16 protein-coding genes and 1 tRNA gene are annotated in these 19543 nt (G+C 40.1%); 6 read left to right on the plus strand and 11 right to left on the minus strand.

What is annotated here, in order from left to right; genetic code table 11:
* Positions 1–5: 5 nt before the first annotated feature.
* Together ACX6CI_RS23470 and ACX6CI_RS23475 are read right to left on the minus strand one after the other, a co-directional pair.
* On the minus strand, positions 6–1019 hold the full coding sequence (locus ACX6CI_RS23470; RefSeq protein ID WP_458776074.1) for an ExeA family protein: 1014 nt from the start codon (positions 1017–1019) through the stop codon (positions 6–8).
* Positions 1020–1174: 155 nt separating this feature from the next.
* Positions 1175–2752, minus strand: a complete 1578-nt coding sequence (locus ACX6CI_RS23475; protein ID WP_458776075.1) for a GumC family protein — start codon at positions 2750–2752, stop codon at positions 1175–1177.
* An 857-nt stretch (positions 2753–3609) separates the two neighbouring features.
* Here ACX6CI_RS23475 and ACX6CI_RS23480 point away from each other — a divergent pair.
* Entirely contained in the window at positions 3610–4386 is a 777-nt protein-coding gene (locus ACX6CI_RS23480) for a lysophospholipid acyltransferase family protein (RefSeq protein WP_458776076.1), read from the plus strand.
* Between the two features lie 344 nt (positions 4387–4730).
* Here the strand turns inward: ACX6CI_RS23480 and ACX6CI_RS23485 are convergent, their stop codons facing one another.
* Entirely contained in the window at positions 4731–5021 is a 291-nt protein-coding gene (locus tag ACX6CI_RS23485; RefSeq protein WP_458776077.1) for a hypothetical protein, read from the minus strand.
* A 215-nt stretch (positions 5022–5236) separates the two neighbouring features.
* Between ACX6CI_RS23485 and ACX6CI_RS23490 the strand changes: the two genes are divergently transcribed.
* Positions 5237–5334, plus strand: a tRNA-Sec gene (locus ACX6CI_RS23490).
* A gap of 143 nt (positions 5335–5477) precedes the next feature.
* A complete protein-coding gene (locus ACX6CI_RS23495; RefSeq protein WP_458776078.1) occupies positions 5478–6467 on the plus strand; it encodes an NAD-dependent epimerase/dehydratase family protein in 990 nt (329 codons plus the stop codon).
* 112 nt (positions 6468–6579) lie between these two features.
* On the opposite strand, the gene glyQ is transcribed toward ACX6CI_RS23495, so the two are convergent.
* Positions 6580–7455, minus strand: coding sequence for a glycine--tRNA ligase subunit alpha (gene glyQ, locus ACX6CI_RS23500; protein ID WP_458776079.1), 876 nt, complete (start codon positions 7453–7455; stop codon positions 6580–6582).
* Positions 7456–7649: 194 nt separating this feature from the next.
* Between glyQ and ACX6CI_RS23505 the strand changes: the two genes are divergently transcribed.
* The 3 genes from ACX6CI_RS23505 to secB all read left to right on the plus strand — a co-directional run bounded on the left by ACX6CI_RS23505 (position 7650) and on the right by secB (position 11707).
* Positions 7650–8081, plus strand: coding sequence for a CoA-binding protein (locus tag ACX6CI_RS23505; protein WP_458776080.1), 432 nt, complete (start codon positions 7650–7652; stop codon positions 8079–8081).
* A 32-nt stretch (positions 8082–8113) separates the two neighbouring features.
* Positions 8114–10990, plus strand: coding sequence for an excinuclease ABC subunit UvrA (gene uvrA, locus ACX6CI_RS23510; protein ID WP_458776081.1), 2877 nt, complete (start codon positions 8114–8116; stop codon positions 10988–10990).
* 252 nt (positions 10991–11242) lie between these two features.
* On the plus strand, positions 11243–11707 hold the full coding sequence (secB, locus tag ACX6CI_RS23515; RefSeq protein WP_458776082.1) for a protein-export chaperone SecB: 465 nt from the start codon (positions 11243–11245) through the stop codon (positions 11705–11707).
* A gap of 90 nt (positions 11708–11797) precedes the next feature.
* On the opposite strand, the gene ACX6CI_RS23520 is transcribed toward secB, so the two are convergent.
* The 7 genes from ACX6CI_RS23520 to pilM all read right to left on the minus strand — a co-directional run bounded on the left by ACX6CI_RS23520 (position 11798) and on the right by pilM (position 19517).
* A complete protein-coding gene (locus ACX6CI_RS23520) occupies positions 11798–12811 on the minus strand; it encodes a hypothetical protein (protein ID WP_458776083.1) in 1014 nt (337 codons plus the stop codon).
* Between the two features lie 114 nt (positions 12812–12925).
* Positions 12926–14704 carry a pilus (MSHA type) biogenesis protein MshL gene (gene mshL / locus ACX6CI_RS23525; protein ID WP_458776084.1) on the minus strand — a complete coding sequence of 593 codons (1779 nt, stop codon included), beginning with the start codon at positions 14702–14704 and terminating at the stop codon, positions 12926–12928.
* A 50-nt stretch (positions 14705–14754) separates the two neighbouring features.
* Positions 14755–16446 carry a hypothetical protein gene (locus ACX6CI_RS23530; protein ID WP_458776085.1) on the minus strand — a complete coding sequence of 564 codons (1692 nt, stop codon included), beginning with the start codon at positions 16444–16446 and terminating at the stop codon, positions 14755–14757.
* A gap of 219 nt (positions 16447–16665) precedes the next feature.
* Positions 16666–17193 carry a pilus assembly protein PilP gene (locus ACX6CI_RS23535; RefSeq protein WP_458776086.1) on the minus strand — a complete coding sequence of 176 codons (528 nt, stop codon included), beginning with the start codon at positions 17191–17193 and terminating at the stop codon, positions 16666–16668.
* A 17-nt stretch (positions 17194–17210) separates the two neighbouring features.
* Positions 17211–17828: a type IV pilus inner membrane component PilO gene (locus tag ACX6CI_RS23540; protein WP_458776087.1), complete on the minus strand. Its 618-nt coding sequence runs from the start codon at positions 17826–17828 to the stop codon at positions 17211–17213.
* A 27-nt stretch (positions 17829–17855) separates the two neighbouring features.
* Complete coding sequence (locus ACX6CI_RS23545) at positions 17856–18434, minus strand: PilN domain-containing protein (protein WP_458776088.1); 579 nt, start codon at positions 18432–18434, stop codon at positions 17856–17858.
* Between the two features lie 24 nt (positions 18435–18458).
* Complete coding sequence (gene pilM, locus ACX6CI_RS23550; RefSeq protein ID WP_458776089.1) at positions 18459–19517, minus strand: type IV pilus assembly protein PilM; 1059 nt, start codon at positions 19515–19517, stop codon at positions 18459–18461.
* Between the last annotated feature and the right edge of the window lie 26 nt (positions 19518–19543).

The raw sequence follows: 19543 nt of genomic DNA on the forward strand, positions 1-19543 counted from the left end.
ATAACCTATGTAAATTTTTGTATTATTGAATTTATGCTCTCTAATAAGTTTCGCCACCAATCTTGAGGTGCAAATATATTGAGGGTTAGTACGATTGATACTATGCAGATTAGTATAAAAGCGCAGTAAGCTAAGGTTTTTGGGATTTTAATTTTCCCGTTAAACATTCGAGTGAAATAGTTTCTTTTTTGTAGGTCTGATGCTTGAAGCTTTTTCTCTTTATGCAGTTTAATTTCATTTATGGCATCTGCAACTGTGTTTTTATTAATAATTCGCAGGTCACCGCTAAAGCCTGAGATAAGTGCATGGTCACAAATGATGTTAATAAGTCGAGGGTTGCCTCTGCTTTCTTTATGAATCAATGCTACGGCTTCTGTGTTAAATAGTGCGCTGTTCACAGCCCCCGCTTTATTGAGTCGATAGGCGATGTATTGGGCAGTGTCACTCTCTGAAAGAGGTTCTAAATGGTGTCGTAAACCTATTCTCTGTCTGAGTGGAAGAAGAAGTGGGTCTGCAAGTTGGTCCTGCAATTCTGGTTGGCCAATGAGAAATATGCTAAGGGCGTTATCTTCCCCTGCATGGTTTGAGAGAAGGCGAATCTCCTCAAGCAATTCAATTGGAAACGCCTGAGCTTCATCAATTATCAGCAGTACTTTACCACCTTCTTTTGAGTAATCTTTAAGATATTTAGCAAAATCGAGAATAAATGTACCTTTGTTCTTTTTATACGGAATACCTAGACTTTTAGAAATAAACGAGAAGAACTCATGTTTACTGAGTTTTGGGTTATTGAGTACGCAGAGACGCACTTTATCCTTGAGCATTCCCAGGAGGGTGTTAAGGACAGTAGTTTTACCTGTACCAACACCTCCTGTTAGCAGCAAAAAACCTTTATTAGCGATAACACCATAACGAAGCGTTGCTAAAGCCTCTCTGTGTCCTTCGCTCAAATAGACTCTCCCACCAACTGGTGCGAGTTCAAATGGTTTATGTTTAAGGCCGTAATACTTACGATACATAGTTTATCGCCACAATTTGGTTTTGAAATGTTTGTGTCTTGTCGTGTCGTTTATCATTATCTCTATCTCGGCTGGAGCTTGTTTCTTGCTTAATTGACATTTTAATAAAGTGTTTAGCCTTGCAGAAGAAATTGGTACGGTCTAATTGCTTTTGACTACAGAATGATAAGGTCTCTTTGCCATAAATAAAGCATAGCAATGCAAAGAGATACTGCCCAGCTGAGTACAAACGCCGTTCCAAGAGATGTGATGATTCGACTTTTGGTTGTTTCACTCTTGAGTGGGATGTAGGGTACAGAGCAAATCACCTCGATGCCAAATGTTTTCTCGAGTAAATCAGGATCTCTGAAGGTTGTATTAAGAAATTCTAAGCCAACAATAATTCCTCCAGCAACACCTGCCCCACCAGCGAGAGCTATAGCAATCATCCTAATAAAATTAGGCCTAATGGGTTTGACAGGTGTTGTTGCTGTGTCGACAATTTTAAACTGACTGCCTTTCTGTTTTCTTTCAAGGTTTAAAGCTGATCCAGCCTGCAAGTCTTGAGAAACAAGGAAATCATAGTGTCTTCTTAACTCACCGTGCTCTCGTGTTAAGGCTGACCACTCCGCCTCGCGTATTGGTGTTGCTCCTACCCATTGTTCGTACTGTTTTATAGCTTTGTTTATTTCAACTCTCTCATTGTTTAATCTTTGTATACTGAGCCCTATACCTTTAATTTCATTTTCAAGATCGAACAGGGTTGCATCGAAATTCTGCCTGTTTTGTGGAGCGGGTGTGTCGGTGGCTGTTTCACTTAAAATGGGATTTGCTGTTTGTTTTTCAAGAACAGCAATTTTTCTTTTTAAGCTTTTGATTTTCGGGTGCTGGTCTGTATAGCGTTCCTGGAGTGTTTTGAGCGTGTTTTGCAGTCGTAGTAGGCTTGCCTGGGGTGTTTCGGCCTGCACTGGTCTATTATTACTAGGGGCAGGGTTGTTAATCATACCTGCTAAAACCTGTTTGCGTACTTCTATCTGGTCGCGTATAAGCACACGGGTACGTTCAAGTTCTTGTATGGATTCCTGTCTACCTTGGTACTGCTCTTGTAACGAGTTGAGACGTGCCATGTTTACCTGAAGTTGTTCAGACATTTCGTTGTAGTGCTGTAGTTTGTAATCCCGCATAATTGCTTCTTTCTTATCAAGGATCTCCTTAGCCATCTCAAGTTCGTCTTTGGTGTAAGCAGAAGTGTCAGCCGCTCTATCCTCTCTGTACTTTAGGTTTTCCTCGATAAATCCCGATGCTATACTGTTGGTGACTCTTGCTACTTTTGTGACATCAGTTGTTTCGTATGTAATGACAAAGGTGTCGCCTCTACGTGATGGAGTAATATTAATTTTTTTGCGCATGCTTACTACTACATCTTCCATGGGGAGGTTTTCCCTCATTCCAGAGTAGAGATCTTCATTTTTGATTATTTTTTCAAGGCTGGTCCTGCTGGTTACAATGTCTGTAAGCGTTGAGACAATATCCTGGAGTTGTTCCTGCTCGTCAGGGGACATACTGTTTGGGTTGATCCTCTGTTGTTGATAGCTAAGTAGTGCTGTTCCCTGGTAGACTTTAGGGACAGTGAGGTAGTATGGCAAGCCTACTGTTAGACCAATTAATATGCCAAAAGCAATTATTGCCTTCCTGCGTAATACAATGTCGACTATTTGTTTAACGTTGGCGACTTGAGGACTTGGGGTTTCCATTTACAGCTTTCACTCCAATTATTGGTATCTATACTTTAAAAGAATATGACCACTTTAACGAGGGTATGGTAGCTTGTGGACGATACTAAGCACTATATTGTGAAATCACTAGACTTTAATTGTCATTATAATAAATTAAACGTATAAATTATAGCAAAAAATATGCCTGGTGTATGATGCGAGTAGTATTGTATGAGCACTGTTAGAAGATCTTGATACTGTTGTTACTACAGATTGGCTGGATAAGTTTGGTTAATGCCATGCCGAATGTATTTAGTGTCTTAATCCTGAAAGCCTGTCGTAAAAAACAGGTAGCGTAGACTCCGAGAAAACTGGAGAACCTTTAACATTGCGATCTTAAAATTACTTCCAGATAAGTGAACGTACTGAGGTCTAGGTACTTATCCAGTTTGTCGGGGTTAGCCTATTTGATACAGTTTAATGTATAAGTAACCTGAGGTGTCCGTAATTGCGGAGCCTGAGTCGTAATGTTCGGGTATCCGGAATTTCCCTGGTTTCTTAGGAGAGTTGTTCGCTAAAATTATGTTTTTTATAATTTCACAGCTGGATCAGCATAACTGGTTACCAGTAAAAAATCATAGTTGCTTGCGTTTGATAAATGGTGGTTGTAAAGAGCTAGAAGATTATGATATTGTGCTAGGTTTTGTATAAGATACTCATTTGAGCCGCTTGCAAAAGTGTCTTTTCGCCCAATCTTTTCGTTTTGTTCAAAATTTTATCCTCGGAATATTAAAGATATACCTGTGGTAAAATTTTTCACATGCCTCAATCTTGAACGAAAATCCTATTTTTGCTAAAGGCTCATTTATTAACAATTTATGACTTTTGAGAGGGTTATGCCTAAAATCGAACAAAATCTTCCGTATTCAAGTCCAAATCTCAGGGTTTCTTTATGGTCGCGATGGTTTTCTAGTTTTTCTTTTTATTGTTCTCTCCTTTTCATTGTATTCAAAGCAAGTAGAACAGCAAAAATGGGAAGTTACGGTGATAAGGATTGGGTGAAGAGTAGCAATGAGGTTCTTAAAGCCCTCGAGGCAGTCGGTGTTTGCGTTGAAGTAACTGGGCTAGAAAATTTAAAAAATAATCAGGGGCCAGTTATAATAGTTGGCAACCATATGAGCATGATGGAGACACTGCTATTGCCTGGGTTTATCCAGCCTATAAAGCCAGTGACCTTTGTCGTAAAACAATCGCTGCTTGACTATCCTGTTTTTAAGTATGTCATGCGGTCAAGAAATCCTATTGCTCTTACTCGTACCAATCCTCGTCAAGATTTGAAAACTGTAATGACAGAAGGAGTTGAGCGCATCAAGAGATCAATTTCAATTATCGTTTTCCCTCAGACGACAAGATCACATGATTTTGATCCTTCTCAGATGAGTTCGATTGGTGTGAAGTTGGCAAAAAAAGCGAGTGTTGCTGTTGTTCCCCTCGCCTTAAAAACTGATTGTTGGGAGAATGGGAATAGGTTTAAGGACTTTGGGCGAATTAACACAATGAAAAAGGCATACTTTGCTTTTGGTGAGCCTTTGATCGTAGAAGGAAAGGGGGATGAAGAACAACAACAGATTAATGAGTTTATCAGTGGAAAACTCGTTGAATGGGCAGATTAGTTGACTTTGTTGTGAACAGACTGTGTGTTAACGTAAAGAATCCCTGTAAAGGGGCAACTGTCATCGATGAAAGATGTATCTTTACAGTTTCTTATGACAGATTTTTTGGAGTAAGGCACTAACCCCGATAAACGGGATAAGTACCTTGTGAATTACTCGAAACAATGAATTTACCTCAACTCAGTTTCTCGGAGTCTACGCTACCTGTTTTTTTGGACAGGTTTTCCTGGGTAAGGTACTAACACCCCACAAGGGGGGTATAAGCGCCTCGAAGGTCTCACTGCGTTCACTATCTGGTGGTAAGATTAAACTTAGGATTTCAAAAACAATTCCTGAGTAAGGTACTAAAGTGCTGTGTTTTCATCCTGAAGATTAAGATCTTCCTCTTGCTCATCATCAAGCTCATCGGAACTTGTCTCATCTTCGTCATCTTCTCCCTGCTCGTCGTCTTCAGAATCTTCTTCTTCAGCCTTGAGTTTGCTGTTTTGTTGGCGAACAGCTTTAGGGATTTTAGACTCGGGAAGAACGAGTTCTGTGATTTTTGCAACTTCGTCTTTTAAATCGGGGTCGCTAAGGCATATATCACACGTATCAATGTGTTGCTCAATGAAAGAAACCATACGCGCAGGGGCCATGGTTTCGTCTTTTACGTGAATATACCAGGATTTAATTTGTTTTATTAGTCTTTCGCACTGCATAGGTGGGTGGGAGGATTTCCTCAATTTGGGATAATAAAAATATTATTTAGTGATTCATCTCACTATTTGAATAAATCATACTAATATATTAAAAAGTTGTTTTCAAGGTCAACTCTTAATAGTATACTAAATTCTTTGTGCGTTAAGCAAGTGGAAGTGGATAGGGCACTGGTGGCTTTCCCGGACTTCAAATCCGGTGTAGCGGGTTAATAGCCCGTTAGGTGGGTTCGATTCCCATGCACTTCCGCCAACTTTAAAGGTCATGAAAGAAGTCTGTTAGTCCACTAATTTATGTTTTCTTGTCGTAATCTACGTTTTTTCAGTTGAACACAAATTCTCCTTTATGATGCATACCGGTATGCATGGATAATCTTATATTATAGTTTAATTATAATGACACAACAACGATATTTAGTTACAGGTGCGGCAGGTTTTGTAGGAAGTAATCTCGTTCGTGTATTGGTAGAACAGGGCGTCCTCGTAAGGGCCATGGTGCGTCCTGGTGGTCAGAAATTAGAAGGTGATCTCACTGGAGTTGAGGTTGTTGAAGCAGATTTCACGGATCCAAGTGTATACCCGGAAGTGTTACAAGGTATTAGTGGGGTATATCATATAGCTGCACTTTTTCGTCAACAGGGTTTTCCGGAAGAGGTTTTTCGCAGGATTAATGCAGAAGGAGTAAGGACTCTACTTGATGCTTGTGTTTCAGCAGGAATTAAACGTTTTATACATTGCTCAACCGTTGGAGTTCTAGGACATATTGAACATCCTCCGGCCGATGAAAACACTCCATATCAACCTGGAGACATGTATCAGCAGACTAAAATGGAAGGAGAGTTGATCGCTCTTGATTATTTTAAGTCTGGCAAGATCGGTGGCAATGTCATTCGTCCGGGTATGGTTTACGGGCCTGGAGATATGCGAACCTTAAAACTCTTTTCTATGATAGCAAAGGGAAGATTTTTCTATGTTGGTCAAGGAGAGGCGACAGTTCACTTTGTGGATGTTCGGGATTTGGCTCGGAGCTTTATCCTCGCTATGGAACATACAGATGTAAATGGTGAAGTGTTTATTATTGCAGGGGATACTGTGATGCCCCTTAAGGATCTGGCTCAAATGATTGCAGAGCGTTGTAATGTTCGAAAGCCCTGGATTAAGCTACCTGTAAAACCAATGCAGATGGCTGGAACATTGTGTGAGATGATTTGTTCGCCATTTGGAATAGAGCCTCCACTCTATAGGAGACGGGTCGACTTTTTTACAAAGGACCGTAGTTTTAACACTGATAAGGCAAAGAGACTTCTTGGTTTTGAGTCAAGACAGGGAGTTGGAGAAGAGCTGGATGATATAATAAAGTGGTACAGGACAAACAGTTACCTATAATAGTACGCTCTACCCTATATAAGAATTAAAAAGGCTGATAATCATTATAGTGATTATCGGCCTTTTTGAGTCTATGGGGTGGGTTACAAAGGCATACAATCGAAAGTTTCGATTATGTATTGTCTTTAATGAGTGGATGTCCCATTTCTTCGCGCTGTATTACATAGGCCTCAGCAACTTTTCGGGCAATATTTCTGATTCTTCCGATATATCGTGTGCGTTCGTTGACACTAATTGCTTTTCTTGCATCGAGGAGATTGAAAGTGTGTGAACACTTCAAGCAGTAGTCATATGCAGGTAAAATAAGATTTTTTGCCACAAGCTTTAAGGCCTCTTCTTCATAGCTATCAAAGAAGTAGAGAAGTTTCTCTACATTTGCTTCTTCGAAGTTAAATGTAGAAAATTCAACTTCGGCTTGATGGAATATTTCTCCGTAGGTGACTTCATTATTCCATTGTATATCGTAGACGCTTTCAACTCCCTGCAAATACATGGCAATTCGCTCAAGTCCATATGTTATCTCAACGGTAGTCGGATGGAGCTCTATGGATCCTGCATGTTGGAAATAGGTGAACTGGGTAATTTCCATGCCATCTAACCACACCTCCCAGCCAAGACCAGAGGCACCAAGGGTGGGTGATTCCCAGTCATCTTCCACAAAACGAATATCATGATCAAGCAGATCTAAACCAAATCGTTTTAAACTGCCTAAATAGAGTTCTTGAACATTAATAGGTGATGGTTTGAGAACGACTTGATACTGGTAGTAATGTTGGAGTCGGTTTGGATTGTCACCATATCTACCATCGGTTGGGCGTCTTGAGGGTTGCGGATATGCAGCTTTCCATGGTTCAGGGCCAAGCGCACGAAGTAGGGTTGCAGGGTGGAAAGTTCCAGCGCCGACTTCATTGTCATATGGTTGTTGAATAAGACAGCCCTGTTCAGCCCAATAATTACTGAGCTCTAAAATAATATCTTGAAAATTCATTGAATTTCCCCTCGTGTGGCGATGTTAAACAAGATGTAATTATACATCCTGTCCGGTAGAATAGTCTCTTAATCAATATATAAATATGGATTACTTATATAATTGCTATCTTGACTTTTGTCTATGGGCTCCTCATTATATCTGTTCATTTATAGCCCTCTTTAACTCCATCATCAAATTCATGTGAGTCCATTATGCAATCTCTCGAATCGTTAAACTCAGATAATGATATAGCTGAATTACTTGAAACAAGTAAATCAATAGCAATCGTTGGCTTGTCCCCAAAAGAACAGCGTCCAAGCAATATGGTTGGGCGCTATTTAATAGAGAGCGGCTATTCGATCTACCCGATTAATCCAGGGCAAGATGAGATTTTGGGTCTGACATGCTATAGTGATGTGCTCAAGGTTCCTGAAGCTATCGATATTGTAGATATATTCAGAAAATCTGAAGATGTTTTAGCTGTGGTCCAACAGGTTGTAAAGCTTAAAGTATTACCAAAAGCCATCTGGATGCAGCAGGGAATAATTAATAAAGACGCAGCTTCTCTTGCACGAGAACATGGTATATTGGTTGTAATGGATCGTTGTATTAAAATTGATCATAACCTTCTTCTGCGCGCGTAGTTCACCCCCTCTCTTTTTTCTTTGAAATAATAATGGAACCAAAGACTCTGTCTATCCGCGGTGCGCGGATGCATAATTTGAAAAATATTGATGTTGATTTACCCAGGAATCAGCTTGTCCTTTTTACTGGATTATCCGGGTCAGGTAAATCTACCTTAGCCTTTGATACTCTATATGCTGAGGGACAGCGTAGATATGTTGAATCACTTTCGACGTATGCCCGCCAATTTTTAGGCCAGATGGATAAACCGGATGTCGATGCGCTGGAAGGATTATCTCCTGCAGTTTCAATAGAACAAAAGACAACAAGTAAGAATCCGAGGTCGACTGTTGGAACTGTGACGGAGATCTATGACCACCTAAGATTGCTTTTTGCCAGATGTGGTCGTCCCTATTGTCATGAGTGTGGAAGTGAAATTCAAGCGCAATCAATTGAAGATATGGTTGATTCGCTTATGAAGCTTGAAGAGGGAACCAAGATAATATTATTGGCCCCTCTTGTGACCGAACGCAAAGGTCGCCATGAACAACTTCTGGGTAGAATCCGTAAAGAAGGTTTTGTAAGGGTAAGAATTGATGGAGAAATATTGCATGCTGATGATGTTGAAGCGCTCGAAAAAAATAAGAAGCATACCATAGAAGTTGTGGTTGATCGTCTGGTTATTAAAAAGGGTGGTAGAAGGCGATTGTCTGACTCAGTTACAACTGCTGTCAAACTAACTGAAGGCTTTCTACTTGTTCAATTTCCAGCTGATGATTCTGAACGACTTTTTAGTGAAATGGCAGCTTGCCATATTTGCGGAATTTCCCTTCCACCAATTTCAACACAGCTTTTTTCCTTTAATAATCCTCAAGGCGCTTGTGTTGAGTGTGGAGGGCTTGGGGTAAAACAATTTTTTGATTCTGGTCTTGTGGTTCCAGATGACACCAAGTCAATCCGAGAAGGAGCGATTGCTCCATGGGGCTGGAAAAAAGAAGAATCATACTATGGCCATATGCTTGAGTCAGTGGCCAAGCATTATAAAGTGTCTTTAGATACTTCTTTTGTGAAGTTGCCTGCTGATGTTCAGGAAATCTTTCTTTATGGCTCCGGACGTGAAGAAATTGAATTTAATTACCGGAAGGGTAGACGAGTAATGTCTGCTGTTAAATGCTTTGAGGGGGTGATTCCTCAACTGGATAGAAGGTATCATGAGACCCAGTCTTCAATGATTCGTGAAGAATTGAGTAAATACATGAATGAGCAAGTCTGTCCACTATGCTCAGGAGCCAGGTTAAAGCCAGAGGCCTTATCTGTTAAAACCGGTGAATGGTCAATTTATCAGCTTACATGTATGTCAATAAGTCGGCTTCTGGAAATTATTCCAGTATTACCGTTTACCAGTCGTGAACGTACTATTGGAGAGCCGATTTTAAAAGAAGTTGTTGATCGTTTATCATTTCTAGAAGACGTGGGGCTTGGTTATCTAAGTCTTGAGCGTCGCGCAGGTACTTTATCAGGTGGGGAGGCCCAGCGCATTCGATTGGCTTCTCAGATAGGGTCTCGTCTTGCTGGTGTACTATATATTCTTGATGAACCGTCAATTGGTCTCCATCAAAGGGATAATCAGAAGCTTATTAACACACTGCTCGAATTACGAGATCTGGGCAATAGTGTCATTGTTGTAGAGCATGATACTGATACAATTCTAGCTGCCGATTATCTGTTGGATATGGGACCGGGTGCGGGGATACATGGAGGGAATGTCGTTTATAGTGGTACTGTCGATGGTTTGCTTGAATGTGAAGACTCCTCAACAGGTGCGTATCTTTCTGGGCGAAAACTCATTGAAATCCCAGAAAAAAGACGTCGTGTATATAAAGGTGTAAAGCATAATATTAGATTGAAGAATTGTACGACCAATAATTTAAAATCTGTTGCTGTCTCATTTCCTCTTCATGCAATGACTTGTGTAACTGGAGTCTCCGGTTCAGGTAAGAGCTCACTGGTCATTGAGACCCTTTTTAAGCTTGCTAAAGCCGGGGTTAGGAACAGGCGTGATATTCACTCAGAAAATCAAACGAGCTTAGCCGGTTTAGATCAGATAGATAAAATTATAGATATTGATCAAAGCCCGATTGGTCGAACTCCACGATCTAATCCTGCTACATATACTGGTGTATTTGGACCAATACGGGATTTATTTGCTAAGCTGCCGGAATCACGATCCAGAGGATATAAGCCGGGGCGATTTAGCTTTAATGTTAAAGGGGGGCGGTGTGAAGCCTGTGAAGGTGAGGGCGTCAACAAAATAGCAATGCATTTCCTGCCGGATATTTATGTTGAATGTGAATCTTGCAAAGGCAGGAGATATAATAGTGAAACACTTGAGATAAGGTATAAGGATAAGAACATTCATGAGGTTCTAAAAATGACGGTGGAAGAGGCTCTGGATTTCTTTCAGAATGTTCCTCCTGTTAAGAACCGGTTGCAGACACTGTTTGATGTAGGGTTATCATATATTTCACTTGGACAATCTTCTGTGACACTTTCAGGTGGCGAAGCCCAGAGAATTAAGCTTGCTAAAGAATTGTCAGGAAGAAGTACTGGCAAATCGCTATATATTTTAGACGAACCTACGACTGGATTACATCCGGCAGATATACAACACTTGCTTAATGTCCTTAATCGGCTTGTTGATCAGAAAAACACGGTGGTCGTTATTGAGCATAATCTTGACGTAGTTAAAACCGCAGACTGGGTTATTGATATCGGTCCAGAAGGTGGTGATGGTGGAGGACAGGTTGTTGCTGTTGGGAGGCCAGAGGATATAGCCCAGAGCCAAGAATCGTATACGGGAAAATTTCTCAATGATATATTGAGTAATAATGTATCTGAACAACCTGAAAAACTTGTTTCTAGTAATTAATGACTGTCTAACCCGACTAGCGGAATATTTTTAGTATCGCTGGATAAGTACCTCGAAGGTCTCCCTGCGGTTGCTATCTGTGAATAATGTGATATCAGCAAGTTTTCCAACACTCAATTTCTTGTTTTTAATGACAGCTTTTCCTGAGTAAGGTACTACTAGGTTTTTTTAAATTTGTGCCCACTTACTTGTGGGTAAGTATTTATTAATACATTGATGTATTAATTTTATTCATTCTAATAGAGGTGTACTATGGCTGAAAATGAAGCTGCTGACGCTCCAAGACCTGAGTTTCGTATGCAGAAAATGTATATTAAGGATTTATCCTTTGAAAATCCTAACTCCCCAGAAGTTTTCACCACTATGAAGGGGGATCCGGCTGTTGAGGTAAATCTACAACTGAACAATAAGCAGATAGATGCTGATCATTGGGAAGTTGCTTTACAGATTACTGCAAAAGTATCCCAAAAAGATGACAGTAAAGTCCTGTTCATTCTAGAAATTGAACATGCGTCAGTTTTCATGCTCAAGAATATCCCAGAAGAGCATATGGCCATGTTACTCGGAGTTGATTGTCCTACGCTACTATTCCCATTTACAAGGCAAGTTGTGAGCCAGGTTTCAATCGATGGTGGTTTTGTTCCATTTTTAATGGAGCCAGTTAATTTTATGGCTCTTTTTCAAAATGCAAAAAAGAAAAAAGAAGAGAAAAACTAGAGTTGTATGAGCAGTAAAAACAAAAGTGGGGCGTAACATTAATTAATGTTACGCCCCACTTTTGTTTAAGTAAATAGAAGTAGACTTCTGCTATATACCGTAAGCTACGAAGTGGTCAACAAGTGTGGTCACACCTTTTTCGATCGCAAGGTTAAAGAGGGTGTCATATTGATTGTCAGCAAGAACGGACTCAGGAGACACTAATACTCTTACCCGGTTTGACCAGACAACATTACCAGTTGAAGCTTCCTGTACCCATACTCGCAGCTGTACAGCTGCTTGGTCAACTTTTCCACTTCTATGACTTACTTGTCCAACGCCATATCCTGCAGCACTCCACACAACAGCGTTAGAGGCTGCAGTGGACATACTAAATAATGAGTCACTTCCACTAAATGGAAAAGTTCCAGAGTTGTACCCGATCACACCACCAATGAGCGCACCAGTTAAGCCTTCGTTTCTAGCATCATACTCATCAGAGCTAGCAAAGCCGTTTATAATCCTGTTTGTTCCACCATTAATAAATGGGAGGATACCCTTCTTCCATGGTGCCCATGTCGCTTCATCTCTGGTTTTAAACTCAAGTATACGACCGCGAACGATGTAGTCGGCGTCAAAATGACGACCAATTTTAGCAACTTTCTTAGTTGTTAGACCGTGTGCTCCTGGTGAGTTTGTTGCACGCTGAACGGCTTCATTTTCTACCTGATCCTTATAACGAGTGATCTCATTGAGCATTGTTTCTGACCAGTCATTTGAAAGTTCATTTTCAAGGGATTGAGTGTCAGCCTTCTCATAGGAAGCTAATTGAATAATGTCTTCTGCTACAAGGTACTCAAAGACATCTTCCTGAACAGGTAATCCAAAACCATTTCTAATGAGTTTATCAGTCATGGTTTCAGTAATGACCATACTTCTTCTGTGGGCGGATTGCAGGTTACCCTGCGAGTAATCTGCAAAAGGAAGAATTACAATACTCTTGCCACTGCCTGGTGCGTTTGCAGCAGGGCCGTCAGTAATATTCAGCGTTTCGACCACAGTTTGCCCACATCCGGCCAAGCTTAGTGCTAAAATTCCGATGACCAAAGATTTCAGCCTCTTCATGTTTATCTCCCTGCTCAAAATTGTAATTTGCATAATATAAATGTTTTCAGAACCTTTTAATTCATTCCATCTTACTGATCATGGATTATTGAAGGCACTTCGCGTTAACCGAAATTAAATTATTCTTGGTCGTAAGAGGATGATCAATTCACGTTTAATATGTTCTTTTTCTTCATAACCGAAAAGATATTTGAGAATAGGAATATCACCCAATAAAGGGGCAAATTCACCACTTGAAGACTCAGTGTCGCTAATCAGTCCGCCGATAACAAGCATCTCTCCATCTTTAACTTTTACAGTAGTGGAAATCTCTCTGACCGCAATAATTGGTAAGCCTACTGACGCGCCATTTTCACCAACATCCAGATATTCTATTGGTTCTTCTAATACAGAAGTAATAGGGACCAAATTCATTATGATTTCGCTATCGCCAAGAACAGTTGCTGTGAGAGCCATACCAATACCGGAAAGAATTCTTTCAGTTTCAACAGTATATGTAATTACTCCATTGTCCGTGTCGACGTCAGACTCAATGGAATCAACATAGGTGACATTTCGTCCAACTGTAATGAGTGAAGGTTGCCCATTCATTACACTAAGCTTTGGGTTAGATAGTATTTTAGTATCACCCTGTGTTTTGAGAGCATTTAAAAATATATCAAATCCCACAGTGTCTAGAGCAATGTTAGATATAAATTGCCCTGGATTAATGGTTTTAAAATATGAAGTACCATCGTCTGAATATGTGTTTTTTCCAACTACATTGTCATTACTGTAGGTAAATGGATATATCTGGCCGTTATTTCCAAAAGCAACATCGCCACTGAGGTTAAAATTATTGAGTACCCTTGACCAATTAATTCCAATGCTCGAAGAATCGTTCATTTGAACTTCAATGATCTTAGCTTCGATTGAAATTTGTTTGTACAGGGATTTTTTTAATGTCGTAATGTATGAATCAATTTTTTCTAAAACCGGTCTAGGGGCGGTTACAGTGATAAGACCGACAGGTTTATCTATCATATAGTAACCTTGGCCTCCAGCATCATTGGTCGACCGGCCAGAAACTGATGCGCTATTGTCGGCCCCGTTCTCAGTGGCGGTACCGGTAGCTGCGGTAGTTGTGCCAGTAGTAAAATCACGGGCACCAGCTGAACCACCACCTGCATCAATTGCAACTTCGTTAGCCATATCGCGCTCACGGCGGTAGGACCAAATTTCCATTATACTCTCAATGTTTGTACGAATGTTCTCCCAGATATCAAATTCGTTATCTTCACTTGCAAGTTTGATTGTTCCATCAACGTTGTTAGACGTTTCGCTGTTACCAAGGACATTCCCACCGGTACTGGTTGTGTAGGTTTGTTTAGTAAAAGGCATTGCAATCTGAAATTGGCGTGTTTCTTTATATTTAATAATTATTGTGTTGCCTTTCATTTCATGAAAGTAGTCAACTTGTCGTAACAAATTGTCTAAGGCTTCAAAAAAGTCGTCGTTGGCGTTAATGTCTACGTCAACTAGGGCATTCTTATCTACATCACTAGCCCATGAAATGTTCATGCGTTTTAATGCTGCAAGTCGTTTAAGAATATCCCATAATGGCTGCGGGCCACGAGTAGAGGTAATTCTGGCACCAACTTTAATCTTACTTTCATCAGCAGTGGTAAGGTCCTCTTTTGCTTGTTCATTGACTACATAGCTAGCAGTCTGATATTTGACAGGCAACGTTGCTGGCTGAGTATTTTTAGGGACTATTTGTTCACTGGCAGCAGTTGAATCCTGCATATTAGGAATTTGACTGTCTACCTTAGGCGCATCATGAACGCATGAAGAGAGTGTCACCGAGAGTAGCAAGAGGCTACTGAGTAGAGTGATAGGTCGTATCGACTTCATAAAAACCTCTTGGACTGAAATTTTGGAATTTGTATCAATCTGCATAGTTATTAGTAAAGGTCTTTGGCGGACAATCGCCCTTCAATGTACTTTTTGAGATCCGGCTGTAATCGATAGCCAGAATTTAAAATAGCCTTATACTGTTTTGTAGCATCTTTTTTACGGTCAATTTTATCAAGGATCCTGGCTTTACTGACCATTGTATCCATGCTTTCACCATAAAAAGATTCATATTTATTGAGAAGGGTGATCGCTGAATCATTTAGACCGTTATTCTCAGTAAAAGCGGCATAACTCAGCAGTGCCTCTTTGTGGGGAGGATTATCACTAATGCTCTGAGAAAAATATTCTTTTGCGTCTGAAACCCTTTGCATATTTGCTGAACCAATAGCAGCATACAGAGCCGCAGTTGTATTGTTTGGATCAAGATCCAGAGACTTACGAGCAAAATGAATTGCTTTTGCGTTCATTCCCAAGTTAACAAGGTACAGAGAGGAAAGTCGGTTTGATATCTTGATATTGTCAGGCCATAATTCAAGTGCTTTGGAGTAAAGAAAGGCAGCATCCTCAAACTCTTCTTGGTTTTCGAGAGCCTGTGCTTTGACCATGAGATCCTTAGCTTTAACAACTTCTTGTGATTGATTTATGCTTTTTTCAATAATAAGAGCTTCCTGCTCAATAACTTCAACATCTGCTTCAAATGCGAGGTTATCTTCAGCTCGTGTAGGCCAAACAAAATCATTATTCGCTGGATAGATGACGACAGTGTTAAATCTCTCTTCTTTTTTAAGATCCATAAGATTGAGGATAATATCCAGTGCAAAATCCCATGGTACGTCAGTTAAGGCAAGAGTTAATAAACCATTAACTTCCTCATCAACAATAATGTTAAGATCGGTTATCTGTCTGAAAAGTCGAAATACATTGTGAATATCGATTTTATAAAAATCTACACTGATACGCTGCTTATTGTATCCTGAGAATGAAAATCCATCCGCTAGTTCAGTTGCTTTGCTTTGGGCAGCGTTGGCAATAATTTGATCAGGGTCTTGGGTCAGCAGTTTTTCTGAAGAACCAATGAGTTCATCTAGAGTACTATCACTTGTAGTTTCAGCACCTTCAGATACTGTTGACGCCTGTATTGATTGCACAGGCTCTATCACTTTATTGCCGGTTTCATTAACGACAACCTTCAATCCATTTTCAAATGGATTGACCGTATATGAAAACAATTGCTGGGTAGCAGAATCAAAAACAATACGCGCACCGTTGTTTCTTTTAGCAACGCGCACTTTATCGACACTTGAGCCGATTTTCTTTTCAGGAATAAGTTCATTAATTGCGACATCTTCTATGTCAATATACATACGCGGAGGTCTATTAGCACCGCTACCAATAGTGTCGACTGTGTAATTGTCGATCGGTCCATTGGAGATAATTGCTATTGTTGTACTGTTAGGAGTGCTTTCAATTTTGAAATCTGTAAGAGAGCGCAACTCTGTGCTGTTGGTAGTTGGTACCAGTGCTTTAGAGCTACCGGGGCTAACTGATAACTTTATATTATTATCACTTAAAGAGACATCATAATCATGGGTATCTGCAAGAGTGAAAATGAACCGTTTAATGGTTGGCATTTTATCACTCAAATCTTCGATTTCAAGTGAACTAAAGGTGTTACTTGGAACCTGCAGTTTCTCTGGAGTAATATCGTCCCCGAGTTTTGCACCTGCAATATCTATCACTACCCTGAAAGGAGCAAATCTTTCCGATACCGTATACGCTGGTTTACTATCACCAAAAACAGTATACTCCAGGCTATTTGATGTTAGAATTGAGTTGATGTCATTAATTTTGTACGTTACTTCGGCTGCCGATTTTGCAATATCTGTTTGAAATGTGAATAAGATGCAAAATGCGATGAAAACAGCTGGTTTTAGTTGTGCGAGCCATTTAAGCATTTTCTATTCTTCTCCCTCTTTCTTAAGTATCATCACAATTTCTGTAATGATTTTCTTACCTGCACGAGTTTCGGCAGTTTCTTCAATGAGCACACTATTGGGAGCTATGTCTTTAACAACCCCTCTGCGCCCAATTTTTATTCCTTCAGTGAGGACATACCCTTTGCCAGTGAAATCTTCCACCATAGCAATGTCCTCAGCACCACTTTTCATGAGTGCTACAAGAGTTAACTGACCAGGCTCAAATAATTGCATGCCTGATAGTGGCTCATTGTTTTCAATTACTTCGTTCATATCAGCATTGGACGTTGCAGCTTTTTCAGTCAGAAAAGGTACAAAGGGATCAGGACGATTTTCTAGTACGTATTCGAAATAAGCGTCAGCACTAGAATCGTTTTCACTCAACATCTCTTGTGTATTGGCCAGGGTTATTGATGGTACTATAATAGAGAGCGCACCATAAAATAGCATGGTGTTGACGCAAGATTTACTAAAGAGTCCTGGTCTTATGGTTGGTTTGATATGGCACATAATTGAACTCACGAAATTTATTTTTTAGGCTTTTTGGGTAGCTCGACATTAGTAAATCGATATGTGACCAGTTTGCAGTCAGATTTTAACAACATCTCCCCTCCCTCTTTTTTAGGGGATGTCATTTTAATATTAGTTACAGATACAATTCGCTCGAGTTTACTGACCTGATCAAAGAAAAAACCCATATTATGATACGGACCTCGGACATTGATCGAGACAGGTAGCTCAGCATAAAAGTCTTTAGGTACATCAGCAAGTGGTTTGAAGGTCAGAAAGTCAAGTCCCGCATTGCGGCCAAGTGCTGAGATATCTTTGAGGAGTTTTGGAATTTCTTTATCTTTTGGTAGGAGAACCGCAATTTCCTCAAACTTTACTCTTGCATCAGCAAGCTCTTTTTCAAATTGTTCTTTGTTGGCGGCTTTAGCCTTAGCCTCTTGGACCTGCTTTTTAAGCTCAATTGTTTGCTTGTCAAGTGATGTTATTTTATCGGCTTTTGGTTGGTAAAACAAAAAGTAAAACAACACAATTGGAAGCAATAAAATTACTGCGATTATTGCGACCTTGACGCGAGGAGCAAGGGGTATATACTTCTCGTTTATAAAGTTGGTTAAAGCGGCATTGCTCGTTTTCATACAGTCGTCTCAGAAATATTGCGAGCGTTATTGAGGCTCAGAATTCTCGGGTTCTGCTGGTGCGGGTTGAGCCACACTGCATGTGAGTTCAAAACTCTTCAGATTCCTTCCTGAAATGATTTTCAGTGATGAATTCGTAAGAGTTACACTGTTAACAAATGGTGAGGCTTTCAGACCGTCCATAAATTGTGCTACTGTCTGGTTATCAAGAGCAATTCCAGATAGGCTAAGTGTCGATTGTTGTTGGTGGAGTGAAGTGAGCCACATTCGCTGATTGTCAATTCTATTTGCAACCTCATCAACGACTCTGACAGTAAGAGATGAATCCGTCTTAAGCTGTTTTATGATATCTGTCTTGCGTTGGAACTCAACCTTTTCTTTTTTAAGATTCTCTATCTCGCGTAAAGTCTTGCTGTACGAATTTTTCTCGGCTGTAAGTGTCTTAATTTCAGTTTGCAAACTAGAAATCTTTTGAGCCTGTATAAATCCAACAGCTGCTAGCATTGCTAAAAGAAGGAGAAAAAAGAGAATAACACCAGTAAGCTGTTTTTTCGCTTTGGCCCTTCGTTTAAGTTGCCTTACGGGCAGCAGGTTAATTTTTAACATGTGTTTAAACCTTAACGATAAAAATTATATAGCTGAGGGCCTGAGGGCTATTCCTGTCGCAATGGCCATTTCAGGTCCAATGCTTTTGAGATAGTCAGGATCAATTTTTTTTGTATTTGAAGACATATGTGCAAATGGATTAAAAAGCTCAATTTCCAATTCGGTTTCTTGAGCAAGAAAATCCGCAAGGCCAGCTACTTTAGCGCCACCACCACTTAGAATGAGTTTTGTTAGTGGTTGGTCAGGGTGGTTGGAATGATACAAGTCGATTGCTTTTTTGATTTCTAGAATCCATTGAGTGCATGTGGCCGAAAAAATATCTTCTATCTCCTCACGTTTATCACCTGCTGGTAAGGACCCAAGTTTAAGCTGCTCAGCTTCTTCGAATTCAATATCAAAAACGTTTTGTATCTGTTCTGTGAGTTGTCTGCTACCTACAATGATGTCTCTTGCTACAACAGAAATACCTTGGGATAGTATGTTGATATTCATTTTAGAAGCACCAATATCAACGAGAGCAATGTTGTTGTTTTTTTCGTAGTTGTATTCGTAGACATTTTCTAATGCAAATCCATCAACATCCACGACGACTGCGGTCAGGTTGAGACTTTCAAGCATTTGAAGATAGTCATCTACGATATCTTTTTTAGCAGCAACCAGCATTACGTCGGTTTTACTGTTTTCGTTTTCAGCAGTCTTAAGGTCGTGAAAATCCAGATAAACGTCATCAATGTCAAATGGGATATACTGTTCAGCCTCAGACATGATATGTTCTTCAAGCTCTGCCTCTTCCATAACAGCCAAATTGACTTTTTTTACAATGACAGAATAGCCTGAGATGGAAAAACCAACTTTTTTGTTTCGAATTTTGAGGTTCTTGAAAATGTCAGAAATGATTTCGCCTACGAGCTCAGGATCATTCAGCGTGCCGTCATCAACGGCTCCTTCCGGAAGGACGTTACTTCCCAAGGCTAAAATTGCATAGCCATCGGATGTCCGTTTTAGTTGGCAGACTTTAACTGCGTGGGAACCAATATCAATGCCAACTACTAATTCGTTTTGAGATGTAAACGGCAAGTTCATGTTTGTTGTATTGAAAAAGTTGATAT

Source organism: Desulforhopalus glucosivorans, assembly GCF_054397165.1.

Coding starts and splice junctions, on each gene's coding strand:
- ACX6CI_RS23505 (WP_458776080.1), top strand. CDS start 7,650: ATGCAATCTCTCGAATCGTTAAACTCAGATAATGATATAGCTGAATTA.
- glyQ (WP_458776079.1), bottom strand. CDS start 7,455: ATGAATTTTCAAGATATTATTTTAGAGCTCAGTAATTATTGGGCTGAA.
- ACX6CI_RS23475 (WP_458776075.1), bottom strand. CDS start 2,752: ATGGAAACCCCAAGTCCTCAAGTCGCCAACGTTAAACAAATAGTCGAC.
- secB (WP_458776082.1), top strand. CDS start 11,243: ATGGCTGAAAATGAAGCTGCTGACGCTCCAAGACCTGAGTTTCGTATG.
- mshL (WP_458776084.1), bottom strand. CDS start 14,704: ATGAAGTCGATACGACCTATCACTCTACTCAGTAGCCTCTTGCTACTC.
- ACX6CI_RS23545 (WP_458776088.1), bottom strand. CDS start 18,434: ATGTTAAAAATTAACCTGCTGCCCGTAAGGCAACTTAAACGAAGGGCC.
- ACX6CI_RS23495 (WP_458776078.1), top strand. CDS start 5,478: ATGACACAACAACGATATTTAGTTACAGGTGCGGCAGGTTTTGTAGGA.
- ACX6CI_RS23540 (WP_458776087.1), bottom strand. CDS start 17,828: ATGAAAACGAGCAATGCCGCTTTAACCAACTTTATAAACGAGAAGTAT.
- ACX6CI_RS23520 (WP_458776083.1), bottom strand. CDS start 12,811: ATGAAGAGGCTGAAATCTTTGGTCATCGGAATTTTAGCACTAAGCTTG.
- ACX6CI_RS23470 (WP_458776074.1), bottom strand. CDS start 1,019: ATGTATCGTAAGTATTACGGCCTTAAACATAAACCATTTGAACTCGCA.
- uvrA (WP_458776081.1), top strand. CDS start 8,114: ATGGAACCAAAGACTCTGTCTATCCGCGGTGCGCGGATGCATAATTTG.
- ACX6CI_RS23480 (WP_458776076.1), top strand. CDS start 3,610: ATGCCTAAAATCGAACAAAATCTTCCGTATTCAAGTCCAAATCTCAGG.
- ACX6CI_RS23535 (WP_458776086.1), bottom strand. CDS start 17,193: ATGTGCCATATCAAACCAACCATAAGACCAGGACTCTTTAGTAAATCT.
- pilM (WP_458776089.1), bottom strand. CDS start 19,517: ATGAACTTGCCGTTTACATCTCAAAACGAATTAGTAGTTGGCATTGAT.
- ACX6CI_RS23485 (WP_458776077.1), bottom strand. CDS start 5,021: ATGGCCCCTGCGCGTATGGTTTCTTTCATTGAGCAACACATTGATACG.